General features: G+C 32.7%; 10 protein-coding genes. 7 read left to right on the forward strand and 3 right to left on the reverse strand.

Going from position 1 to position 22256, the window contains the following annotated elements; genetic code table 11:
• Positions 1-759 precede the first annotated feature (759 nt).
• The 3 genes from ACXAHM_RS19950 (at position 760) to ACXAHM_RS19960 (ending at position 6952) form a co-directional block, all read left to right on the forward strand.
• The gene (locus tag ACXAHM_RS19950; RefSeq protein WP_474963733.1) at positions 760-3987 is read left to right on the forward strand and encodes a T9SS type A sorting domain-containing protein; all 3228 of its coding nucleotides are present in this window, start codon (positions 760-762) and stop codon (positions 3985-3987) included.
• Between the two features lie 1175 nt (positions 3988-5162).
• Positions 5163-5924 (forward strand): triose-phosphate isomerase, encoded by a 762-nt coding sequence (gene tpiA / locus ACXAHM_RS19955; protein ID WP_474963735.1) that lies wholly within the window; start codon positions 5163-5165, stop codon positions 5922-5924.
• Positions 5925-6085: 161 nt separating this feature from the next.
• Complete coding sequence (locus tag ACXAHM_RS19960) at positions 6086-6952, forward strand: hypothetical protein (protein WP_474963737.1); 867 nt, start codon at positions 6086-6088, stop codon at positions 6950-6952.
• Here the strand turns inward: ACXAHM_RS19960 and ACXAHM_RS19965 are convergent.
• From ACXAHM_RS19965 to ACXAHM_RS19975, 3 genes are all read right to left on the reverse strand, one after another.
• Positions 6949-7737, reverse strand: coding sequence for an alpha/beta hydrolase (locus tag ACXAHM_RS19965; protein ID WP_474963740.1), 789 nt, complete (start codon positions 7735-7737; stop codon positions 6949-6951). The genes ACXAHM_RS19960 and ACXAHM_RS19965 overlap by 4 nt on opposite strands.
• A 137-nt stretch (positions 7738-7874) precedes the next feature.
• Positions 7875-9164: an amidohydrolase family protein gene (locus tag ACXAHM_RS19970; RefSeq protein WP_474963744.1), complete on the reverse strand. Its 1290-nt coding sequence runs from the start codon at positions 9162-9164 to the stop codon at positions 7875-7877.
• 54 nt (positions 9165-9218) lie between these two features.
• Positions 9219-12179 carry an amidohydrolase family protein gene (locus ACXAHM_RS19975; protein ID WP_474963748.1) on the reverse strand — a complete coding sequence of 987 codons (2961 nt, stop codon included), beginning with the start codon at positions 12177-12179 and terminating at the stop codon, positions 9219-9221.
• Between the two features lie 171 nt (positions 12180-12350).
• On the opposite strand from ACXAHM_RS19975, the gene ACXAHM_RS19980 reads away from it, so the two are divergent.
• The 4 genes from ACXAHM_RS19980 (at position 12351) to ACXAHM_RS19995 (ending at position 22250) form a co-directional block, all read left to right on the forward strand.
• The gene (locus tag ACXAHM_RS19980) at positions 12351-13226 is read left to right on the forward strand and encodes a TIGR01777 family oxidoreductase (RefSeq protein ID WP_474963751.1); all 876 of its coding nucleotides are present in this window, start codon (positions 12351-12353) and stop codon (positions 13224-13226) included.
• An 831-nt stretch (positions 13227-14057) separates the two neighbouring features.
• Complete coding sequence (locus ACXAHM_RS19985) at positions 14058-17108, forward strand: SusC/RagA family TonB-linked outer membrane protein (RefSeq protein WP_474963755.1); 3051 nt, start codon at positions 14058-14060, stop codon at positions 17106-17108.
• A gap of 11 nt (positions 17109-17119) precedes the next feature.
• Entirely contained in the window at positions 17120-18514 is a 1395-nt protein-coding gene (locus ACXAHM_RS19990; RefSeq protein ID WP_474963759.1) for a RagB/SusD family nutrient uptake outer membrane protein, read from the forward strand.
• A gap of 601 nt (positions 18515-19115) precedes the next feature.
• Positions 19116-22250, forward strand: coding sequence for a SusC/RagA family TonB-linked outer membrane protein (locus ACXAHM_RS19995; RefSeq protein WP_474963763.1), 3135 nt, complete (start codon positions 19116-19118; stop codon positions 22248-22250).
• Positions 22251-22256 lie beyond the last annotated feature (6 nt).

A 22256-nucleotide genomic window follows, 5' to 3' on the forward strand; every position in this document is an offset into this window, starting at 1 on the left:
TTTTTGAATCGAAATCTATAAATATCACAATGTAAATTCTCCGTTATATAAAGCAGATAGAATGATAAAAAGTAGTATAGACAGTAGTTAGATTATATAGTGAAAGAGGTTATCCATTGGGTGACCTTTTTTTTGTTTCACATCTTTCATAACAATGTGTAAAAGGCGTAAAATGGTATTTTTGAATCGAAATCTATAAATATCACAATGTAAATTCTCCGTTATATAAAGCAGATAGAATGATAAAAAGTAGTATAGACAGTAGTTAGTTCATAGAAAGAGATTTTCCTTTGGAGGATCTCTTTTTTTTATTTCAAATTTATCATAACAATGTGTAAAAGGCGTAAAATGATATTTTTAAATCAAAATCTATAAATATTACAACATAAAATCTCCGTTATATAAACCAGATAGAATGATAAAAAGTAGTATAGACAGTAGTTAAATACAGAAAGAGACTTTCCTTTGGAGTGTCTCTTTTTTTTTATGAAAAATCTTGCAAGAGTAGACTTTATATATTCCATATTCTCTTGACCAAGTATAATATCTGTTCAAATCATTGATATCAAAGTTAGGTTCAATAATTGATCACCCTTTGAATAATATTTCAAGCTAATTGAATAGATTCTCAACCTTTATATAGTGTTATTTTTACACCTTTGTTTTGTTCAAAATCTAATCTGAACAGTTTGATTTTTATCCAGCATATAACAGCATATATAGATAAATAAATAGTATTGGAGCAAAACACTTTATGAAATGAAACAATTATCATTATTACTTTTTTCACTTCTATTCTCTTTGTTAACTACTGCACAAGTAAAAACGATACAATCTGGTTTATGGACCAATCCTCAAACTTGGTCAAATGGAGAAGTTCCTCAGAAAACAGATGATGTAATTATCTCTGCAGGACATCAAATCATTTTAGATACAATGAATAAGAATAACTATACTGTTGTTCCATTGTGTAGTGATTTAACTGTAGAGGATGAGGCATTTCTAAGTATTGGCCATAATGTATCAAATAGAACAAACAAAGTAAAAGTCTTTGGTGATTTATTTGTAGATGGGGTAATCTATAAAGGAGTAGATGAAAACAATACACCATTTTTGTATAATACAAGAATAGAGGTGGAAGTACAAAAACATCCACAAGTCATTACAGGAAATGGGGCAATCAATGCTCACTCTATTAAAATATATGCCAATTCTGCGAACAGAAAATTGAATATAGATCATCATTATATCAATATCGATAATGACTTTTTTATTAAATCTGTTGATAAACTGGTCGTAAATTTTTTAAGAAGTTCTTATTTGAATGTCAAAGGTACTTTTGGGTTAAATGGTCAAAGCTATACTTATAGTGAAGATAATACTTCATCAGAAGTTTCTACTGAAGGAATAATGATGCTAGGGAATTTAAGTTTTTTGACTAAAAATGAAAACCCTGAAGAAAACAGTAAATTTATCGTTAAAAATGATGGGTTTGTCACTGTAGGAAAGATTAATAATGAAGATACATCTTTAAAAAATGCAGCCGCAACAAGTCATTTAGTCGTGAAAGATGGAAGTACATTTAGATTAAAAGAAGGTGCATCAAATCCAAGGGATTTAAATGATGAAAATTTCTTGATCACAGTGATGACTGGTGCAACTATTCGTCCTTTTTATAAAGAAACTCAACTTGAAGTCAATGATATTTTAGATCAAGTAGAAGCGAAAAGACCATCAAAGGGATATGTAGTTGATGAAAGTTTTAAAGAAGTGTATGGAGCAACCTTTACGGGTGGTTTATATCACTTTACAGATGAACCCTACATGAGAGAGGGGAAAGAGAAACACAAAGAGTTAGGTTCAAAAACTTTAAAATCAAAAGTGTCTGCCGAGCCTGGAAATATGCAAAAATCTTATCCATTCAATATGCAATGGGATGGTTCAGATGATTTGGTGGATGTAGTGAAAGACTCTAATTATCAAGAGTTATTATCCGATCCTTTCTATAAAGAACATGTATTATGGATTTCTCCCAAAAAGCAAAGAATTAAAAATGTAGTCTTCTATAAATATGGTGCTTATACTTATAATCAACTTTATAAAGAGCAAGAAGAACAATACTATCTGTTAGCCAAGTATATATTAGAAACCTATGGTGATACTGACAAGAAATTTTTATTTCAAAATTGGGAAGGTGATTGGATGTTAAGAGGACAAGGAGTTAATTGGGAAGGTGATACAAGCACTATTCCTGAAAATGTTGACGAGCAGATTGAAGGAATGATACGTTTTTTCCAAGCAAGACAAAGAGGTGTTGAAAGAGCGAGAGAAGAATTTCCAAATGCAACTGCTCAAGTATTACATGGTATTGAAATCAATAAACTTTGGACTAGAGTTGATGATGTAAGATTAACCATGATGGACCTTGATGTTCCTAGTTTAACAGAGAATATTCTACCGCATGTTAGAACAGACTTTAATTCTTGGTCGTCTTATGATGGTGTCTGGACAGAAGCATTAGATGAGTTTCCTGTTGGAATGTGGAAAGGTGTCGAGATTTTAGAGTATTATACAAATGCTACAGGTTTAATTGTTGATGAATCTCCAATTATGATAGGCGAGTTTGGTATTAATGAGATGCAAATCAATAAACAAGTTGCTAACTTAAAAACTGTTGAAGAGATGTACGATAAAGTCATTGCTTGTGCTATTGCTCAAAAATGGAATAATTTCTTCATTTGGAGTTTGTACAGTACAGATACAAAGTCGTTTAATTTTGAAAAAGGAGTAGAATACCCTGCAGAAATGTTTTATCAATATTCTGATGGTAAATGGGTTGTGGAACCTGATGGTACTTTTGGAGTATGTGGGATGTATTTTCAAGAAATTTTAGCACCAAAGGTAAATAAAGCTATTCAAAGTGGTAATTGGTCGGAAGACACTACCTGGGAAAATGAAGTACCGACTAAAGATGATTTTGTTGTGATTCCTTCAAATATTGAAGTAGTTGTGGATACCAGCAATTTGAATAGCAATACAAATTTAGTGATTGCAAAGCGATTAAAAGTAGAAGAAAATGCAACGTTGAAGATTGGACACGATGCAAGTTTTGATAAGATCTTAAAAATTGACGGAGACATCTTTGTGGATGGTAATATCCACAAAGGAGCTGAGTTTTCAAAAAATGCAAGAATCTATCAGAAACTACCATTAATACATAATCAAATGGCAGGAATTGGTGAAATCAAAGCTTTAACGATCAAGTATTTTGATGCAAATTATGATACCTGCTATCTGAATATAGATCAATCTTATATTGAAACAGATCAGAATTATCTCTTTAAATCAGAAAAGAAAGTTATTGCTGATGTTTCTGAAAATTCAACTATAAAAGTAAATAACCATTTTGGTATAACAGGATCTTCATTGAATTGGTTGAGCGCAAATGCACAAGGAGAGGTAAACCTTTATGGATCACTTGATGCGAAAAACTCTAACTTGATTACTCTAAATAATGATGTCAATAAAAGTAGTCGACTAACAATAAAAGATGGAGGTGAGTTTTCAACAAATACGATAAATCAAGAAGATACTGAAGTAAGAAATGGAAATGCAACATTTACTTTTGAAGTTGAAAATGCCGGTGTATTCAACCTAACGTCAACAGTTTTAACACCTTCTATGGTTGCATTATATGATCTCAACTTTATTTATAATGAAGCAAGTAATTCGAGGTTAAGAAATGAAATACAAATTGAAACTAATCCATTAAAAGTTTTTGTAGAGGAAACATCTCATCAATTATCTATTCAAAATCCTGAAAATAAAGAGGTATCAATACAAATTTATGATCTCCACGGACGTATGTTATTTCAAAAAGAAAATCTTAGTCAATCGGCTAAAATTGATTTAAATTCTTTAAAAGGAATTTACATAATACGTTATTTATGTGATAATAATGTAAAATCATTTAAGACTTTATTGTAAAGAATATTGATTTGATCTATTGATATGGGAATTCTATCATAAACAATTTATTATCCTAAATTTTAAATATGAGTAAGTCTAATTTCTCAATTACAGGGAATATTGACTTACTCATTTTTTTAACCATTATCTTTTGTAAAAGTGATTCGTAAATAGGAGTATTTTGATAAAATAGAAAAGTAATTTATCAATACATAAACTTAATAATACCGTTATAAAGATCAGATAGAATGATAAAAGTAGTATAGACAGTAGTTAGATTATATAGTGAAAGAGGTTATCCATTGGGTAGCCTTTTTTTTTGCTTCATATATTCAATTATAAATATATAAAATGCTGTCTATTATTGTTTTGTGATGCTTTCAGTCTGTTGAAAAGTTATATTTTGATAGAAAATAATAAGAATTCTACAGTAATGATAGTAACTAGTATCGTTATAGAATACAGATAGAATGATAAAAAGTAGTATAGACAGTAGTTAGATTATATAGTGAAAGAGGTTATCCATTGGGTGGCCTTTTTTTTGTATTATTCTTTTAGGGGAGTTAAGAATGTCTAGTTATTTAAGGATTAGATGATATAGTGAAAGAAGATATCCAAAGGAAAACCTTCTAGATAGTTAGTAGTATATAAACAATTGTCAGATTGTTAATAGTGAAAGAGGTTACGTTCGCGATTAATTGCTAACGCAATCTTGTAAACAAATGTAATTTATATTATTTAATTTCCAAGTATACATTTGTAAAGAATTTATTTTTGGGCAAAAAAAAACACTTGAAAATTTTCAAGTGTCTTTCCACAGCTGGTTAATGTTACTGGTGTATCATGCCATACAATAGGTGACTAACCTATGTTTCTTTACCCACTTTACCTTATTCACTTACTATGCCATAAGTGTAATGTATATGCAAATAACTATAAATCAACTGTTTATGGTTATTTTATTATTGTACCAATAAATAAAAAGTTTCAAAATGAAACTCATTTTCCATATTATGGAAAATTGTAAATTGATGTAAGTAATATTTAATATGAATTAATTAATTTGAAGACTTTCAATAACAATTAATATGTTTATTACCTGTTGAGAATGACGAAACTCATTTTGAAAATTAAGAGTGGTATGTATATTCGCGACTGAATAAAAAAATTCATCTTATAAAGAAATTTACATCATGAGACAAAAAATTGTTGCAGGTAACTGGAAAATGAACCTTTTAAAGGACGACGCTGAAGTTTTAGCATCAGAAGTAGTAAACATGGCTAAAGACGAGACGCCATCTGACGTTAAAGTAATTATGTGTACTCCTTTTGTTCATTTAAGCAAAGTAAAATCATTGGTAGGTAACGCTGCAAATGTATTTGTAGGTGCTCAAAACTGTTACACTGAGCCAAAAGGTGCTTATACTGGTGAAATCTCTGCAGCTCAATTAGCTTCTTATGGTATCGACTATGTGATCTTAGGTCACTCTGAGCGTCGTGAGTACTTTGGAGAATCTAATGCAATGTTAGCAACTAAAACTGATGCTGTAATTGCAAATGGTATGTTACCAATCTTCTGTATTGGTGAAGTGTTAGAAGAGCGTGAAGCAGGTACTCAAAAAGCAGTTGTTGAAAAACAATTATCAGAAGGTTTATTCCACCTTTCTGCAGAGGACTTTGGTAAAGTAGTTTTAGCGTACGAGCCAGTTTGGGCTATCGGTACAGGTAAAACAGCTTCTTCAGCCCAAGCTCAAGAAATGCACAAAGATATTCGTGATATGGTAGCTGCAAAGTATGGACAAGAAGTAGCTGATGCTACACCAATTTTATATGGTGGTTCAGCTAAGCCAAGCAACGCTCCAGAATTATTCGCTCAACCTGACGTTGACGGTGGTTTAATTGGTGGTGCTTCTCTAGTATCAAGAGACTTTATCGATATTTCTAAGTCTTACTAATTAAGATATTACGTTACGCTTTTAAAATAAACGTGTTTAAAGGAGGTTGTTCTATGAATAGTTCAACCTCTTTTTTTATGTAAAAATTTGTATTATTCATCAACATATAGGAACTTAATAGGAGCTAATTTATTACAATGAAATGAAATCAAGATCATAAAATGAAGTACAAACTCTCACTCATACTACTATTGTCATTCGTATACATAAATACTACTCATGCTCAGAAGAAACAAAAAAAGAAAAAGCATGATATGGTACATAATGCTGCATTAGATCTTGAAAATCAAGCAAATGTTGAAAGAGATAGTATGGTATTTTTTCATTCTCAATGGGAAGTAGGAACTATTGTTCTTAAAGATGGAAAAGTTATCAATGATGTGCCGTTATTGTATGATTTAGAAAGAGATCAAGTTGAACTTCTAAAAATAGAGAATATAGAATTTTATGGAGGTGAAGGGATGTTAGATACAACCTTCCAAATCTTTGAACAACACCAAATTGCTGAGTTTCGTTTTGATGCACACGTCAAAGCAGAAAAAGAAGGTGAAGAAGATAAAGTAGTACCTCATCATTTTATTAATGCTGCTGAAGTTTTTGTACGAGATGAATCCCCTGCAACGGGAATTTATGAAATTATAGTACCAGGTAAAGTTGGTTTTATTACTTATCCTTATTTATTAAAAACAGCTCATAGATCATCTGCGTTTATGGAGCAAGAACGATTACAACGTGAAGTGAACAGAACGAGAAGTAATCTCCCTAATAATACGTATCACAATAGAGATGTTTATTATAGTTTTAAGCTGAAAGAAACGAAATATTTACTTCTTGATAATAAACAAATTATCGATCTTCCTGCAAAGAAAAAAGATTTCTTGAATCTATTTGGAGGGTATAGAGAAATGGTACATGAGTTTATGAAGGAAACGGGTTTCCAATATAGAGATAAGCAAGACTTAATTAAGATATTAAAATTCTATAATGAGAAAGAAGGTGAAGTCTTAGGTTCAGATTCAAGAATTTAGTTGTTATAGATAGTATTATCTAGCCATTCTTGGATAAAAATACCAACCTCTTTCCATTGTGGTTCAAACATAAATGCATGAGCCATTCCTTCAAAAATCTTAGAAGGTTGATTGTAAAATTTTGCCGTCTTTTCGATGTCTTCAGGAAAAATGATTTTATCATCTCTAAAACCAATGTGAAGCATCGGAAAAGTTACTTTTGATGCATCAATTTCAAAGTCACGCATAATCATTTCAAGCATTGCTCTTAGAGATTCTCTTTGCGTATTTTTATTGATATGACGTCTGACTTTTAAAGGAGGAACGGTAGTGTAAATGCCTACAGGAGGCTCTGAATCGATAAATTTCCCAAAAGGGAATAATGTAGAAGCAGCAAATTTACCCCAACTAATAGGTGATGTCATAAAGAATTCAGCCATACTACGAAAGACACCATAAGGTGGAACAGAAGCCAATAATACACACGCTTCTAATGTCACTTTTTGAGCGACTAATTGTGACACAAGTCCACCCATCGAATGCCCTATCAAAATAGGCTTTTCTGGTAATGTAGTGATTAACTGAATTACATCTTCTGCATATTGGTCAAGTCCATAAAAGTTGAGCATTAATTTACTTCCTCGATTACCATGACCACTCAGGTTGATAGCATACGTATCGTAACCAATTCCTGGGAAAAAATCCATGAAATTTCCTGTCCAAGCTTCACTGCTAAATAAGGCGCCGTGAATAAGGATAATGGGATGCTTTGATTTTTTATCGATGGCAGGTTTAAACGTAAACATCTAATTGGTATAATGGGAATGAGGTAAGAAGAAAGTTTTATGACGTATCTTCTTATTTAATCTAAAATTCAATGTAAATATAAAGTACATTCAGAATACTTCAAAAAGCATTAACTTCCTTCTTACCCCTTACCAAATTAGTTACTATATTTTTCTTTAAATTTCTCGTATAGCATTGTATGCTTATTATTGAGATCAATTGTACGACCATCAATAAAAGCATGATTAACTTTACTTGTTCTCATGTCAAGAATATCACCTTGACTGACTACAATAGTTGCTGATTTACCAACTTTTAGAGAACCAAATTTTTGTTCTATTCCTAGAATTTTTGCAGTATTAAAAGAAATCATTCGGATTGCATCTTCTTTTTCTACGCCATAAGCAGTAACAGTTCCCGCATAAAATGGAAGGTTTCTAGAATTAGAAGCACTAGAGTGTGTTAGCCCAACCAATACACCCGCCTGATGTAATAAATGTGCCCTTTTATAAGGTAAGTCCACATCATCTTGTTCTCTTAATGGTAAACTGTGAACATCTGTAAGTAATACAGGGATATTATTTTCTTTTAAGAAATCGGTAATTAACCATGCGTCAGCACCACCTACAATTACTACATTTTTGATCGCATATTTTTGAGCCATTTTAACTGCTTCAATAATACTTTTTCCTTCATCCACATGAATGTATAGTTTTTCGTTACCTGAAAAAATACCTTTCATAGCTTCCAATGGAAAATCTGGAACAGCAGTCGACGGACCTTCACTGTAAGCCTTAGCATCTCTTAATGTTGTTTCAATCAAATCAACTTGTTTTGCATAATTTTTTGAAATGATTAATCCTTTTTCAGGGCTAGTCCATGATGGACTATAAAACTTACGAGGCCAATGCAAATGCTGTCCATCGTTTTCTTTTACAATGGCATCTTCCCAGTTCCAAGCATCTAATTGTACAATAGATGAACGACCAGAAAAAGTACCTCCAGTAGGCATGACTTGTTCTACTAAAACGCCATTACTTCTGACAGTAGGGATTACATGAGAATCAGTATTGAAAGCAATAACAGAGCGAACTTCAGGATTAATTCTACCTGTTTCTCTATTATCATTTGAAGCAGAGACAGCTTCAATTTCTACTAATCCCAATTCAGAAGTTGGCAATATAAACCCAGGATAAACCTTTTGACCTGTTATATCGATAACTTCATAAGAAGCATCAGAAAAGTTATCACCCACATACGTAATTTTTCCATCTTTGAATGCAATAATTCCGTTTGGAATAACTTTACCTTCCCCATCATGGATTTCTCCTCCTTTTAAAATAATCCCTTTTTCTTGCGCCTTAGCAGGAGTAGGAACCTGTGCATAAATATCTACTGAAAACAACAGGTTACAGATTATAGAAAATATATAAAATATCTTTTTCATTTTAATTCAATTAAGCTTCGTCAAAATAAACTAACTCTATTAATCACCTTTTGATTAGTCAAGATTAAGGTGATCACAATGGAAATGTGTCTCAATTTTTGGTGCCACATCTTTTGCTTTAGCACCATTCTTCACAGCCTCCTGCATTTTAGAAACTAATCGAGCACGTTCTGTTTTCATTGCTTCTCTTAATTTTTGATCGTTTTCAAGAGAGAAATAAATTGTACCATCAACCATCGTATATTCTGATTTGGCATAAATCGAAAGTGGATTATCAGTCCATAATACTAAATCTGCACTTTTACCCACTTTGATTGATCCCACTTGATCATCAATATGAAGTAATTTGGCAGGGTTTAATGTAACCATCTTCCATGCTTCTTCTTCTGACATGTCAGCATATTTTACACTTTTGGCAGCTTCTTGATTCAATCTTCTCGCCATTTCAGCATCGTCAGAATTTATGGCTACTGTGACACCTTGAGAAGCCATTAGAGCGGCGTTTTGAGGAATAGCTTCATAAACTTCAAACTTATATGCCCACCAATCAGAGAAAGTTGAAGCACCTACACCATGTTCTTTCATTTTATCCGCTACTTTATAACCTTCTAAAATGTGTGTAAATGTGTTGACTCTAAAATCATAACTTTCTGCTACTTTCATGAGCATATTTATTTCCGATTGAACATAAGAGTGACAAGAAATAAAACGCTCATCATTTAAGATTTGAGCTAATGCTTCTAACTGAAGATCTTTTCTAGGTTTTGGACCTTTACCTTCATATGCTTTTTGTGCTTTGTCATATGCTTTTGCTCTCGAGAAACCATCTTTATAGACAGCTTCCACGCCCATTCTAGACTGAGGGAATCGATGAGACATTGGCCAGCTAGAACGTTTTACATTTTCACCTAAAGCAAATTTGATAAATGGTTTTGCATTTGGGAAAAGTAGGTCTTGAGGATTTGTTTTACCCCATCTTAATTTGATTATCGCAGATTGTCCACCTACAGGGTTAGCAGAACCGTGTAGTAGTTGAGCAGATGTAACACCACCAGCTAATTGACGATAAATATCAACATCATTCGGGTTGACAACATCTTCCATTCTTACCATTGAAGACATAACCGCAACATCATTCACACTAAATAAAGCGATATGCGAGTGCTCATCAACAATACCAGAAGTTAAATGCTTTCCTTTCCCATCGATAATTTTAGTACCTTTTTTGCCTTTAAGCTCCTTTCCAATCTTAACGATTTTCCCATCTTTTACTAAGACATCTGTATTTTCTAGAATACCTTCTGATTCATTTGTCCAAACAGTAGCACCTTTAATTAGTATATCTTCTTGTTGCGCTACTTCTGTACTTCCGTAAGCACTGAATGGATAAATTACATTACCTAATTCAGATGGAGAATCCTCTTTTTTCTTACCCTCTTTTTCTTTTTTTTCTGAAGAATTTTCAGCTTTTACAGCAGTCCATTTAACCCAATTTCCAGCAGTATCTTTTCCTTCACCACTGAAACTTCCGTCAGTATTTACCCAACCTGAAAGGCGAATTGAAGCAGCATTTTTCACTGTATCTTTTGCAAAAGATAACGTCAACATACCTTCTTGAATCGTTACTTTAGAATCTAACTTCGTAGAATCATTGAGGTTTACTTCCCATTTAGGAGAAGAAGGATTATCTCCAGATGCTTTTAGTGTATATTTTTGATCATTTATAGTCAATGCATATTCTCCAATATAATTATCCGTATTCCAATTTTTAATGATGAATTGATGACCACGAATCCAGTTTTCTAAAACATCTCCTTTTTTAGAGAAAATATTATCTGATGTAATAATAAAGTTGGCAATTTTACCTACTTCTAAGGTACCAATACGATCTGATGCATTAATATAATTAGCAGGAGTAACTGTTAATGCCTCTAGTGCTTTTTCTTCAGAAAGACCTCTCTCTACAGCTAATCTTAAATTTTTGAAGAAAGCGGCCGTACCATCTCCTTTAGAAGCTGTAATGGCAAATTGGAAACCTTCTTTTTCAAGCATCGCCAAATTAGAAGGCGCTAACTCCCAATGTTTCATCTCTGAAAAATTAGCATTCATTGCATCGATTGGGTCATTTACATTAAATGCTTTTGGAAAGTGTAATGGAATGATCAATGACGGTTGGATTGATTTCAAAGTTGCTAAATCTTGGTATTCATCACCATTCCCAACATAGATGTATTTTTTGTTGAATTCTTTCCCCACTTTTGCAGCTCTTTCAAGATCAAATAAATCTTTTGTATCAAAAAATTGAGGAAGGTTCTGAGTAGCATTAAATGCTTCTAAAGTTAAATCGGTAAATTGTTCTTTTCCACCTTCAGCGTACCATTGAGCGTCATAGTATGTTTGACGAAGTAAAGCGACATAACCCATTGTTGACACAGGGTACATTTGAGTAGAAGAACCTTTATCAAAAGCATAATGTGCTCCAACGTGGTCTTCTAATATTAATTCATTTGCTCTACTTTTACCAAAAGTGACAAACGAAGAAGTACCTCTTGAAACACCGTCTGGTAAATACGTTAAAGCACTACCAAAACCAATTTTGCGCATTTCCTCCGCTTTCTTTTCATCTTCTTTGAAAAGTTCAGCTGCAGAAGTATTCGCTTTAATTGCATCATTGGCATTATAAGCTTTTGGATTTTGAGGACCAATATTTTCAGGTTTTGTCCAAGACCAAAAACTACCTTTATCAACTTCAGGCATGCCATAATGAGAATTTACATCAATAAATGAAGCATAGATGTGTTTACCGTCAGTGTTGATTTCTGCAGCTCCTTTTGGTACAGTTCCCTCTTTGGTTACACTGACAATTTTTCCCTCTTTGATAACGAGAGTAGCATTTTTGATTGTTTGAGATGGGGACACGTGAAGTGTCGCATTCGTAAATGCATAGTAATTACTACGGTCATCTCTTACTCCGTTGATTGTGAAGGTTTCTTGTGCAAAGACTTCGAAACACATGCATAAGAGTAAAAGTATAACTCCTAGAAAGTTACGTTTAATCATTTTTGAAAGTTTATTGTTTAGAATTGGAAGTCAAATGTTTTAATACCCTAACTTACTGAGTATTTGATTTTTTGCAAAACAACATGTTCAATAATTAGTTATATTGTTAGTAAAAATTGAAATACAATGAAAGTATTAATCACAGGAGGATCTGGTTTGGTAGGGTCTGAATTATCCAAGAAGTTAATAGCTCAAGGAAATGAAGTAGTTTGGTTATCAAGGAAAGAAAGTTTTGAAAATTTTATTCCTCGTTTCAAGTGGGATATTGAGAATAATTTTATTGACTCCAAAGCTTTTGAAGGAGTAGATGTAGTGGTACACCTTGCGGGTAAAAATATAGGAGAAGGAAGATGGACTCCCAAATTTAAAGAGCAAGTATTGAAGAGTAGGATCGATTCTACTAAACTTCTGATTAAAACGATAAATGCATTAGATAAACCACCTAAAGTTACTGTTTGTGCGTCAGCTATTGGTTACTATGGGAATACTGGAGATGAATTAGTGGATGAATCTGCTTCTGCAGGTAATGACTTTTTAGCGGAAGTAGTAACACAATGGGAAAAAGCAATGGATGATTGTACAAGTAGTCGATTAGTCAAACTAAGATTAGGTGTAGTATTATCTAAGAAAGGGGGAGCCCTCAATAAAATTACATTACCCATCAAGCTTGGAATAGGTTCACCATTGGGAAATGGCAAACAATGGATGTCATGGGTAAGTCTAGAAGATGTGGTTGGATTAATTATTCATTCAATAGAAAATAAAAATATTAAAGGTGCTTATAATGCTGTAGCTCCTAACCCATTAACGAATAAAGAAGCAACAAAAAGAATAGCTAAGTTTTATCATAGACCTTCATTTTTACCAAATGTTCCTGAGTTTGTATTAAAAATGATGTTAGGTGAAAGTGCTGCATTAGTATTGAATAGTAACAAAGTAAAGTCTTCAAAAAAAGAACTAACATATGAATATGCACAGAGTGAAATAGAGAAAGTTCTTTAATGAAAAAAAGAATAAAAAAGGCATATAACATTTTACACTATTCCAATAAAAAGGGGTAACAAACGAAAGATTGTCCCTTTTTTTTTGTGTTAATACTAGAAATCTAAAGCCTTTACTAGTATACTCGTTTATGAAATTTTAAGAGTATTACTTCATAGTAATAAAAATGAAAGACATTGATGCTAAAAATTAGAACCTTATACTTTAACAACGATTCAATGTCTTTTTATACTCTTAATTAAACAACTTAGCCTATCTCATTATGATGTGTAATGCTACTTATACTTATTAAAATGAAATAATTTTAAAATCAATAAATTAATCTTTATCAAAAAAACATTTAATAGAAGCACTATTTTATATAGTGCTTTTTTGATAAAGAAAGAGGATGAAAACAATCAGAAGATGAAATTGATGAAAATCGTATTTAAAGTGTTATGGGTTGCCTTTATTGTACAGTTAGAATGTAATTTTGCATTTCAATAAGTAATGTTGTTAATGTTTATCTACCTGTTAATGAAATGATTAAATTTATGTTGATTTAGGCTGTTTTAGCCTTTGTTTTTAAATTATTTAAATCAATCTATTATTAAATTCACAATTCTTGAAACAACTATTCTTTTATTTTGACTCATCTTAACTTTCTTTTATTCAATCACATTTAGTTAAATCAAAAAACCAAAAATGAAAGGGCAGGAGTAATATTGTAGACTTACAAATCAAATAGTCTATATAAAAACTTAAAAACCAATTTTATCAATCTCTCACAGTACTTGTTATGTATTGCAATGTATCAATGTACTCCGCTCGAAGCTCAATTATTTCTTATTTATGAAAAAGTTATTATTACTCTTTATAGCTTATACACTCTGTATAGTATCAGCTATAGGTCAAGAACGACAAGTAAAGGGTACAGTTACTGATAATGGTGAACCTCTTCCAGGTGTAACTGTTATTGTAAAAGGAACTACAAATGGTACCATTACTGACTTAGACGGTAAATTCTCTATTGCTGTCGGAGGAGATGAAATTTTAATCTTTAGTTTCATCGGTTATACTTCTGTTGAACAAGTAGTAGGCTCTCAAACCGAGTTTAACATTGCCATGGTTCAAGATGCTGAAGAGTTAGAAGAGGTAACCGTAATGGGTTATGCAAAACAAGATCAATCTTCTAATGTGACAAGTGTCGAAAAAGTGACAGATGTAGTTACTCCAAATGTTGCTAATTCATTACAAGGTAAAGCAGCAGGTGTACAAATGAATGCACCTTCTGGTCAACCTGGAGCGAAACCTGTGATTAGAATTCGTGGAGTAGGTTCTATTTCATCTTCACAAGAACCTCTATATGTTATTGATGGTATGATCATCGATAATACAGATATAGTTGGAGCGACCCAACAATCAGAAAGAGACCCAATGTCTGCCATTAATCCTGAAGATATTGCAGATGTAAAAATATTAACGGACGCATCAGCAACGGCACTTTATGGAGCTAGAGCATCAAATGGTGTTATCGTAATTACTACAAAATCAGGTAAAGAAGGAAAAACACAATTTGGATTAAATATATCAGGTGGTGTTTCAACTTTATTCCAAGGTAATTATGAGTTGATGAGAAGGGATGATTTCCTTGAGTTTCAGAAGTACGGAGATACTGATGTAAATGGTAATCCTTTCGTAACAGATACGGATTGGATAGATGAAGCTTTTAGGAGAGGTACTGTTCAGAATTATCAATTAACTGCTTCAGGTGGTAATGAAAAAGTAAAGCACTATGTAAGTTTAGGTTATTATAACCAAGAGGGTATTTTAGAAGGGTCGAGTTTTGATAGATATTCTGCTAGATTAAATTTTGATAATCAGGCTAATGATAGATTATCGTATTCATTTAAAGCAGATATTTCTTATATCATACAAGATGATGCATCTGATGGTGCTTTATTCTCATCTCCTCTAATGACTACTTACCTTTATCCTCCAATTATTGCTCCTTACGCACAAAGTGGTGACTTAAAAAGATCAGTGGATGGTAATCTTAGTTTAAATCCATTCTTGACTGCAGAAGAATCATTATATGATAATTACTATTATTCTATTGGAGCCAACTTTATTAGTGACTTAAAATATAATTATAGAAAAACAAGGTCCTTTAACACAGGTTTACAAGGGAATGTTAAGTACGAAATTGGACATGGATTAGCCATAAAATCTAATAACTCTGTAAGAATACAAGATACAAGATATGATTACTATACTGCACCTATCACGTATGATGGTTTTAATGGAGATGATGCACCAAATGGTTCAGTAAGTAATACTTCTGCATTTAGTTCTTTGATTACTTCCACTAACTTATTGACTTATAGCAATAGTTTTGGTGACCATACTGTGGATGCAATTGCAGGTGTAGAACTTCAAAAATATGATGCTTCTAACCAATATGGATATGGCGCTGGTGTTCCATTGACAGTGGATAACTTGGGTTCAACATCATCTGGTTTTGCAAATGATGGGTATCAGACTCAATATAGATTCTTCTCATTCATATCTCAAGTTCAGTACAATTATTTAGGAAAATATTACTTATCAGCTTCTTATCGTAGAGATGGTTCATCACGTTTTGGTGCGGATAATCAATATGGTAACTTCTGGTCAGTTGGTGGTAGCTGGGTCTTTTCTAATGAAGAATTTTTTGGTGATTCAAATGTGCTAACTTCTGGTAAATTGAGAGGCTCTGTAGGTACAACAGGTAATGCCGGTATTGGAAACTATGCTGCAATGGGGTTATATGGTTATACATTCTACAATACAAGTTCTGCAGCAGTAATTGAACAAGTAGCTAACCCAGATTTGACTTGGGAGAAAAAGTTGAAGGCTAATATTGGTCTTGATTTAACATTTGCTGATGTAGTTACATTAAATATAGATTTCTACAGAGAACAGACATCAGATCTATTAATGGAAGTACCTGTAGCAGGTATGACAGGTTACTCAAGTGTATTCCAAAATGTAGGTGAAATGAGGAATAGTGGTATTGAATTTACTATTAATTCAATCAACATCGAAAATGATGATTTTTCATGGACTACTAACTTAAATATGTCATTTAATAAAAATGAGGTTACAAAGTTATATGGTGGACAAAGAGTAGAATATTCAACACAAGTGATCGAAGAAGGTAAACCATTAAATGCATTTTTTATGCAAGAATGGGCAGGGGCAAGAACTGATAATGGATATTCTTCTTGGTATTTAAATAGAGAACCTACACAAACAGAGTTAGACAATATCAATGACCCGAATGCAGATGTATTTGTTCATCATGATGGTCGTTATGCAACAACTAATTACTCGAAGGCTGAAAAAGTTGACTCTGGTAATCCATATCCTCAATTTAATGGTGGTTTAACCAATACATTATCGTACAAAGGAATTGATTTATCATTTATGTTCACATTTAATTATGGTAATGATATATATAATTCAGCAAGACGTTATATGGATCAAGATAACTCTGTTCTTAGAGGTAATTATTATGGACAAATGAAGATAGCTTTAGATGATCGTTGGGAACAGCCAGGAGATATTGCTGAGAGACCAGTTATCGATACACCTGTAAGAGGCAATGTACATTCAACAAGATATCTTGAAGATGGTAGTTACTTACAGTTAAGAACAATTTCACTAGGATATAGCTTACCATCTAATATGGTGAATAATTGGGGTGTATCTAACTTAAGACTCTATGCCTCATTCCAAAATTTAATTACTTGGAGCAGCTATTCAGGATATTCTCCAACTAGTATTGATGCGTCAGGTATTTCGTTTTTTGATTATCCTGATGGTAGAACGTATACATTTGGGTTAAACTGTTCATTCTAATTAAGTAAACAATGATTAATATATTATATAAGAGAAGTATCTACTTATTAGTAATTGGACTTATAAGTAGTTGTAACTTCCTAGATTTAGAGCCTAACGTAAGTGGTAGCGTTAAGTTTGATGAGATGTCCGAGCCATTAGATGTTCTGAATGGTGCCTATAGAGAAATGGGAAGAACATCTTATTATGGACGAAACAATATGGTATTTGGAGATGTTGGTACGGACAATATGGTATTACGTTCTTCAGGAGGTCGATTTGAAGACAACTATTTCAATCAAAAGAATTCATTTACAAGTGAGTCTGTTGATGGGGCATATGGTATCAGAAATCAATTAGGTCAGATTTACAGAGTGCTTAATCATGCAAATGCATTAATTCATACTGAAGGTATTGAAGATGACTATAAAGGTCAAGCCTTAGCATTGAGAGCTTTTCTAAATTTTGATTTAGTTCGATTCTATGATCAAGTGCCTTTAGTAACGGAGCCATATGAAGACTTAGCATCTGTTGTTGAAGCATTACCTGCAGCAAATACTCCTCAAGAGATTTATGCTCAAATTGAAGCAGATATTGATGAAGCTGTTTCTTTAATTGAAAATGAAAATACTTTTCGTTTTTCAGTAAATGCAGTTCACGGTTTAGCAACTAGGGTTTATTTAACAAGAGCTTTAGAAGATAATACAATTGATCAAACGACTTATTTGAATAAAGTAATTGATCATTATAATCTTATAACGGGTAAAAGTGTCGTTGCTAGAGGAGATTGGGTAAAGTACTTTAACAATAAAGAAAATTTATCCGAAACACTTTTCGAAGTTATCATTGCAGGTGCTCAGAGTACTGGATCAGATGATTTTGGTTACTTCTATTTACGTGTTGGATATGGTGCTTATACTTGTGCTCCTGATTTTTATACAGTAATGAGTGATGATGATATCAGAAAATCAATTTTTGAATTGAATAACGGATATTATTACATCAACAAGTTTGCAGAGTATGATGGAGTAGTAGGTTTAACATCGCCTAAAGTACTTCGTTATTCAGAGGCAGTCTTAAATGCTGCTGAGGCTTATGCACATTTAGGAAATACAGCAAGTGCAATTACTTTAACGGATATGATCAGAACAAACCGTTATGCGACAGGTACTGCACCAGCTTCTACTGGGACTGTAGAAGATGTATTGAATGAAAGAAGACTAGAGTTAGCGTTTGAAGGACATAGAATGTTTGATCTTAGAAGAAACGATATGGATATGACATTAATTAATTCTGATGGTACACCTAGATCTGTCAGAGATGACGGTAATACTATACCTGCAGGCGATAAACAATTCTATTTCCCGATTCCTCAAAACGAATTAAATGTCAATCCAAATTTGACACAAAATTCATGGTATGAATAAATCTTAAAAAAGAATTTATTGAAAGGTAGTATTTATAAAGATACTACCTTTTTTTATTAACATTCTTAGAGTTTATAGCCAAAATTCAGTGATTTTGTTAAATAAAACACAGCTAACAAAGCTATATCTATGTTAAAATAATAATTAACAAATGTTAGATAACTATATAATATACTTAAAATCAGTAATGTAACATTGTTCCATTTGTTTATTATGTTTTATTAACTAAATTTTATTTAAAAAAGTGAAGCAAAAAGTGAATATTGCGATATCAAACAAAGGTTAATTTTAATAAATCACATCTCTATTTTAACATGTGCTTAGGGGTGTAATAAAATTTAAAGGTTACAACAATATCCAATTCAATAAACTTAATTTATGATTAAACATATTATCCAACAATCAAAAGTCTAATGATGAACACCTAATTCATTTTTTGTTAGACAGTCTTATCAGATATCACAATACTATATCATACACAACCCTATTTTTTTTGAATATAAGATTCAATATTAATTTTTTGATGTATTCTATTGTGATCAATTTTTTATGAATTCAATTATTTTACAATAATATATTCTTAAAGCTTAATTCAATTTTTATGAACAAACGACTTCTATCGTTATTTGTGCTGATTATGGCTTTTGCTGTAAACACTTTTGCACAAGAGAGAACAGTTACAGGTGTTGTAACTGAAGAAGGTAACGGGGGTGCTTTACCTGGCGTTACAGTAGTGATTAAAGGTACTACACAAGGTACAATTACTGATATTGATGGTAAATTCAAAATCCTTCAAAAATCAGAAAATGATGTTCTAGTATTTAGTTTTGTAGGTTACAAAACAATTGAAATGCCAATTGGAACACAAACTAATTTAACTGTTAATCTACCTCAAGATTTAGAGCAATTAGACGAAGTGGTAGTAATCGGTTATGGTACTACAGAAAAAACTTCATTTACAGGTGCTGCTACAGTAGTAGATTCTGAAGAAATTGGTAAAATCCAAACTTCTAACCCTATTGCTGCTTTAGAAGGTTCAGTTCCAGGTTTACAAATGACTTCAATTTCAGGTCAGCCAGGTTCTAGCCCAGCAATCACAATTCGTGGTTTTTCTTCTATTGATCAATCAAACTCTCCACTAATCGTTGTTGATGGTGCTGTATTTGATGGTCAATTAAATGCAATCAACCCATCTGATATTGAGTCATTCTCAGTATTAAAAGATGCATCAGGTACTGCAATCTATGGTGCTCGTGCAACAAATGGTATTATCATGATTACTACAAAAAGTGGTAAATCAGGTGAGCCAAAAATTAACTTTAATGCTCGTTATGGTGTAACGGATAGAGCTTTTAAAGAATACGAAAGAATTGGTTCTCAGCAATATATGCAAACAATGCACGAAGGATACAAAAATCAGTTAGTTGCTGGTGGTATGTCTCGTGAAGATGCTGCAATCGCTGCTTCAAATAGTTTATTAAACACTACTGGTGGATATAACCCATATAGTGTTTCTAATGGTCAACCTTTAGTGGCTGCTGATGGTTCATTCAATGAAACAGCTCAGTTATTATATCAAGATGATTGGCAAGAGGAAATGTTTGGTACTGGTATTCGTCAAGAATATTCATTAGATATGAATGGTGCTACAGATAGAGCTGATTACTACTTATCATTAGGATACTTAGATGAAGAAGGTATTGTTGATAATTCAGGTTTTGAAAAGTTTACTGCAAGATTAAAAGTAAATACAGACATCAAAAGATGGATCAAAGCTGGATTAAACGTAAACTACGGTTATACTCAAAGTAACTTCTTAGGTGCTGATGGAACAGCAACTTCTAACCCATTCTATTCAACTCGTGTAATGGGTCCAATTTACCCTGTATACGTAAGAGATCAAGATGGTAACTACCAATTAGATCAAAATGGAGATAGAATCTTTGACTTTGGTTCAGGTCAACAACTTGACCCTACAGGTGCTGGTTTAACAAGACCTTACGCTGGTAACTCAAACGTAGTGGCAACAACTCGTTTAGATCAAAACTACAACGAAAGACATTCAGTAGGTGCAAGAGGTTTCTTAAAATTTGATTTTGGTAAAGGTTTCGGTTTTACAACTAACATCTCTACTGATACTTACGCTACAAACTACTTAGAGCACCAAAATATGCAATATGGTGATGCTCAAAACGTAGGTGGTCGTACTTACAGAACAAATGATATGAACATGTCATATACTTTCAACCAGTTATTGACATACCAAAAATCATTTGATAAGCACAATTTTAATGTTGTAGCTGGTCATGAATTCTATTCTATGAACTACCAATACTTATCTGCTGCAAAAACAGGTTACCCTCTTGGTGGTTTGACTGAATTAAACCCTGCAACTACAATTACTTATGCTGGTTCTTACCAATTAGACCACAGAATTGAGTCTTACTTCGGTAGATTAGAATATAACTTCGATCAAAAATACTTCATCTCAGGTTCACTTCGTCAAGATGCTACTTCACGTTTCCAAACGGATTCAAGAACTGGTAACTTCTGGTCAGTTGGTGGTGCATGGAGACTTTCACAAGAAGATTTCTTGAAAAACACTTCATTTGTTGATGAGTTAAAATTACGTGCTTCTTATGGTAAATTAGGTAATGAGAATACAAACTCTTACTACCCTTGGGATGCATTGTATGACTTAAGTTATTCAAATGCTGCTTATGCAGGTGGTTTGTTGACTTCATTAGCGAACCCAGGTTTACAGTGGGAGAAAAATGCAATGTTAAATGTTGGTGTAGATTTTGGTTTATTCAACAGAGTTTCAGGTTCAATTGAATACTACAGCAGTACTACAGAAGATCTAATTATGGATAAGCCATTAGCTCCTTCTACTGGATTTGGTAGTATCACAGCGAATATTGGTCAAGTACAAAATACAGGTATTGAAGTAGCATTAAATGTAAATGCAATCAGAACGCAAGAGTTTGATTGGAATATTAACTTGCTTTGGTCTAAAAACACAAATGAAATCTTAGACTTACCTCAAGGTGAATTTATCAGAGGAACAAAACAAATCAAAGAAGGAAATTCTATATTTGATTTCTACGCTCCAGAATATGCAGGTGTTGATCCTCAAACAGGTGATGCTTTATACTTCAAAGATAAATTAGATGACAATAATGAACCAACAGGTGAGCGTGAAACTACTAACGTATATGCTGATGCTGATCGTTATATCATTGGTACTGCGATTCCTGATTTCATGGGTTCAATCACAAACAACTTTGCTTATAAAGGATTTGATATGTCAGTTTTATTCACTTACTCAGTAGGTGGTAAAATTTATGACAGTTCATATGCATCATTAATGGCTCCAAGATCTGGTAATGCAATTCACCCAGACGCGATTAACAATGCATGGAAAGAGCCAGGTGATATCACTGATGTACCACGTATCGAATTAGATGAATCATCTAACTTATATAGATATTCTTCTAGATTCTTAACTGATGCTACTTACTTTGGTATCAGAAACATTACAATTGGATATACTTTACCAAGCCAAATTGCGAAGAAGATCCAAACTTCTAATGTAAGAGCTTACATTACTGCAGATAATATCTGGTATTCTAACGAGCGTCAAGGTTTATACATTAACCCGTCATCATCAGGATTAACAGACTACACTTATCCTCCAGTACGTACAATTTCATTCGGATTGAACTTAACTATCTAAAAAAAC

Source organism: Flammeovirga sp. AWQ4_249, assembly GCF_056161045.1.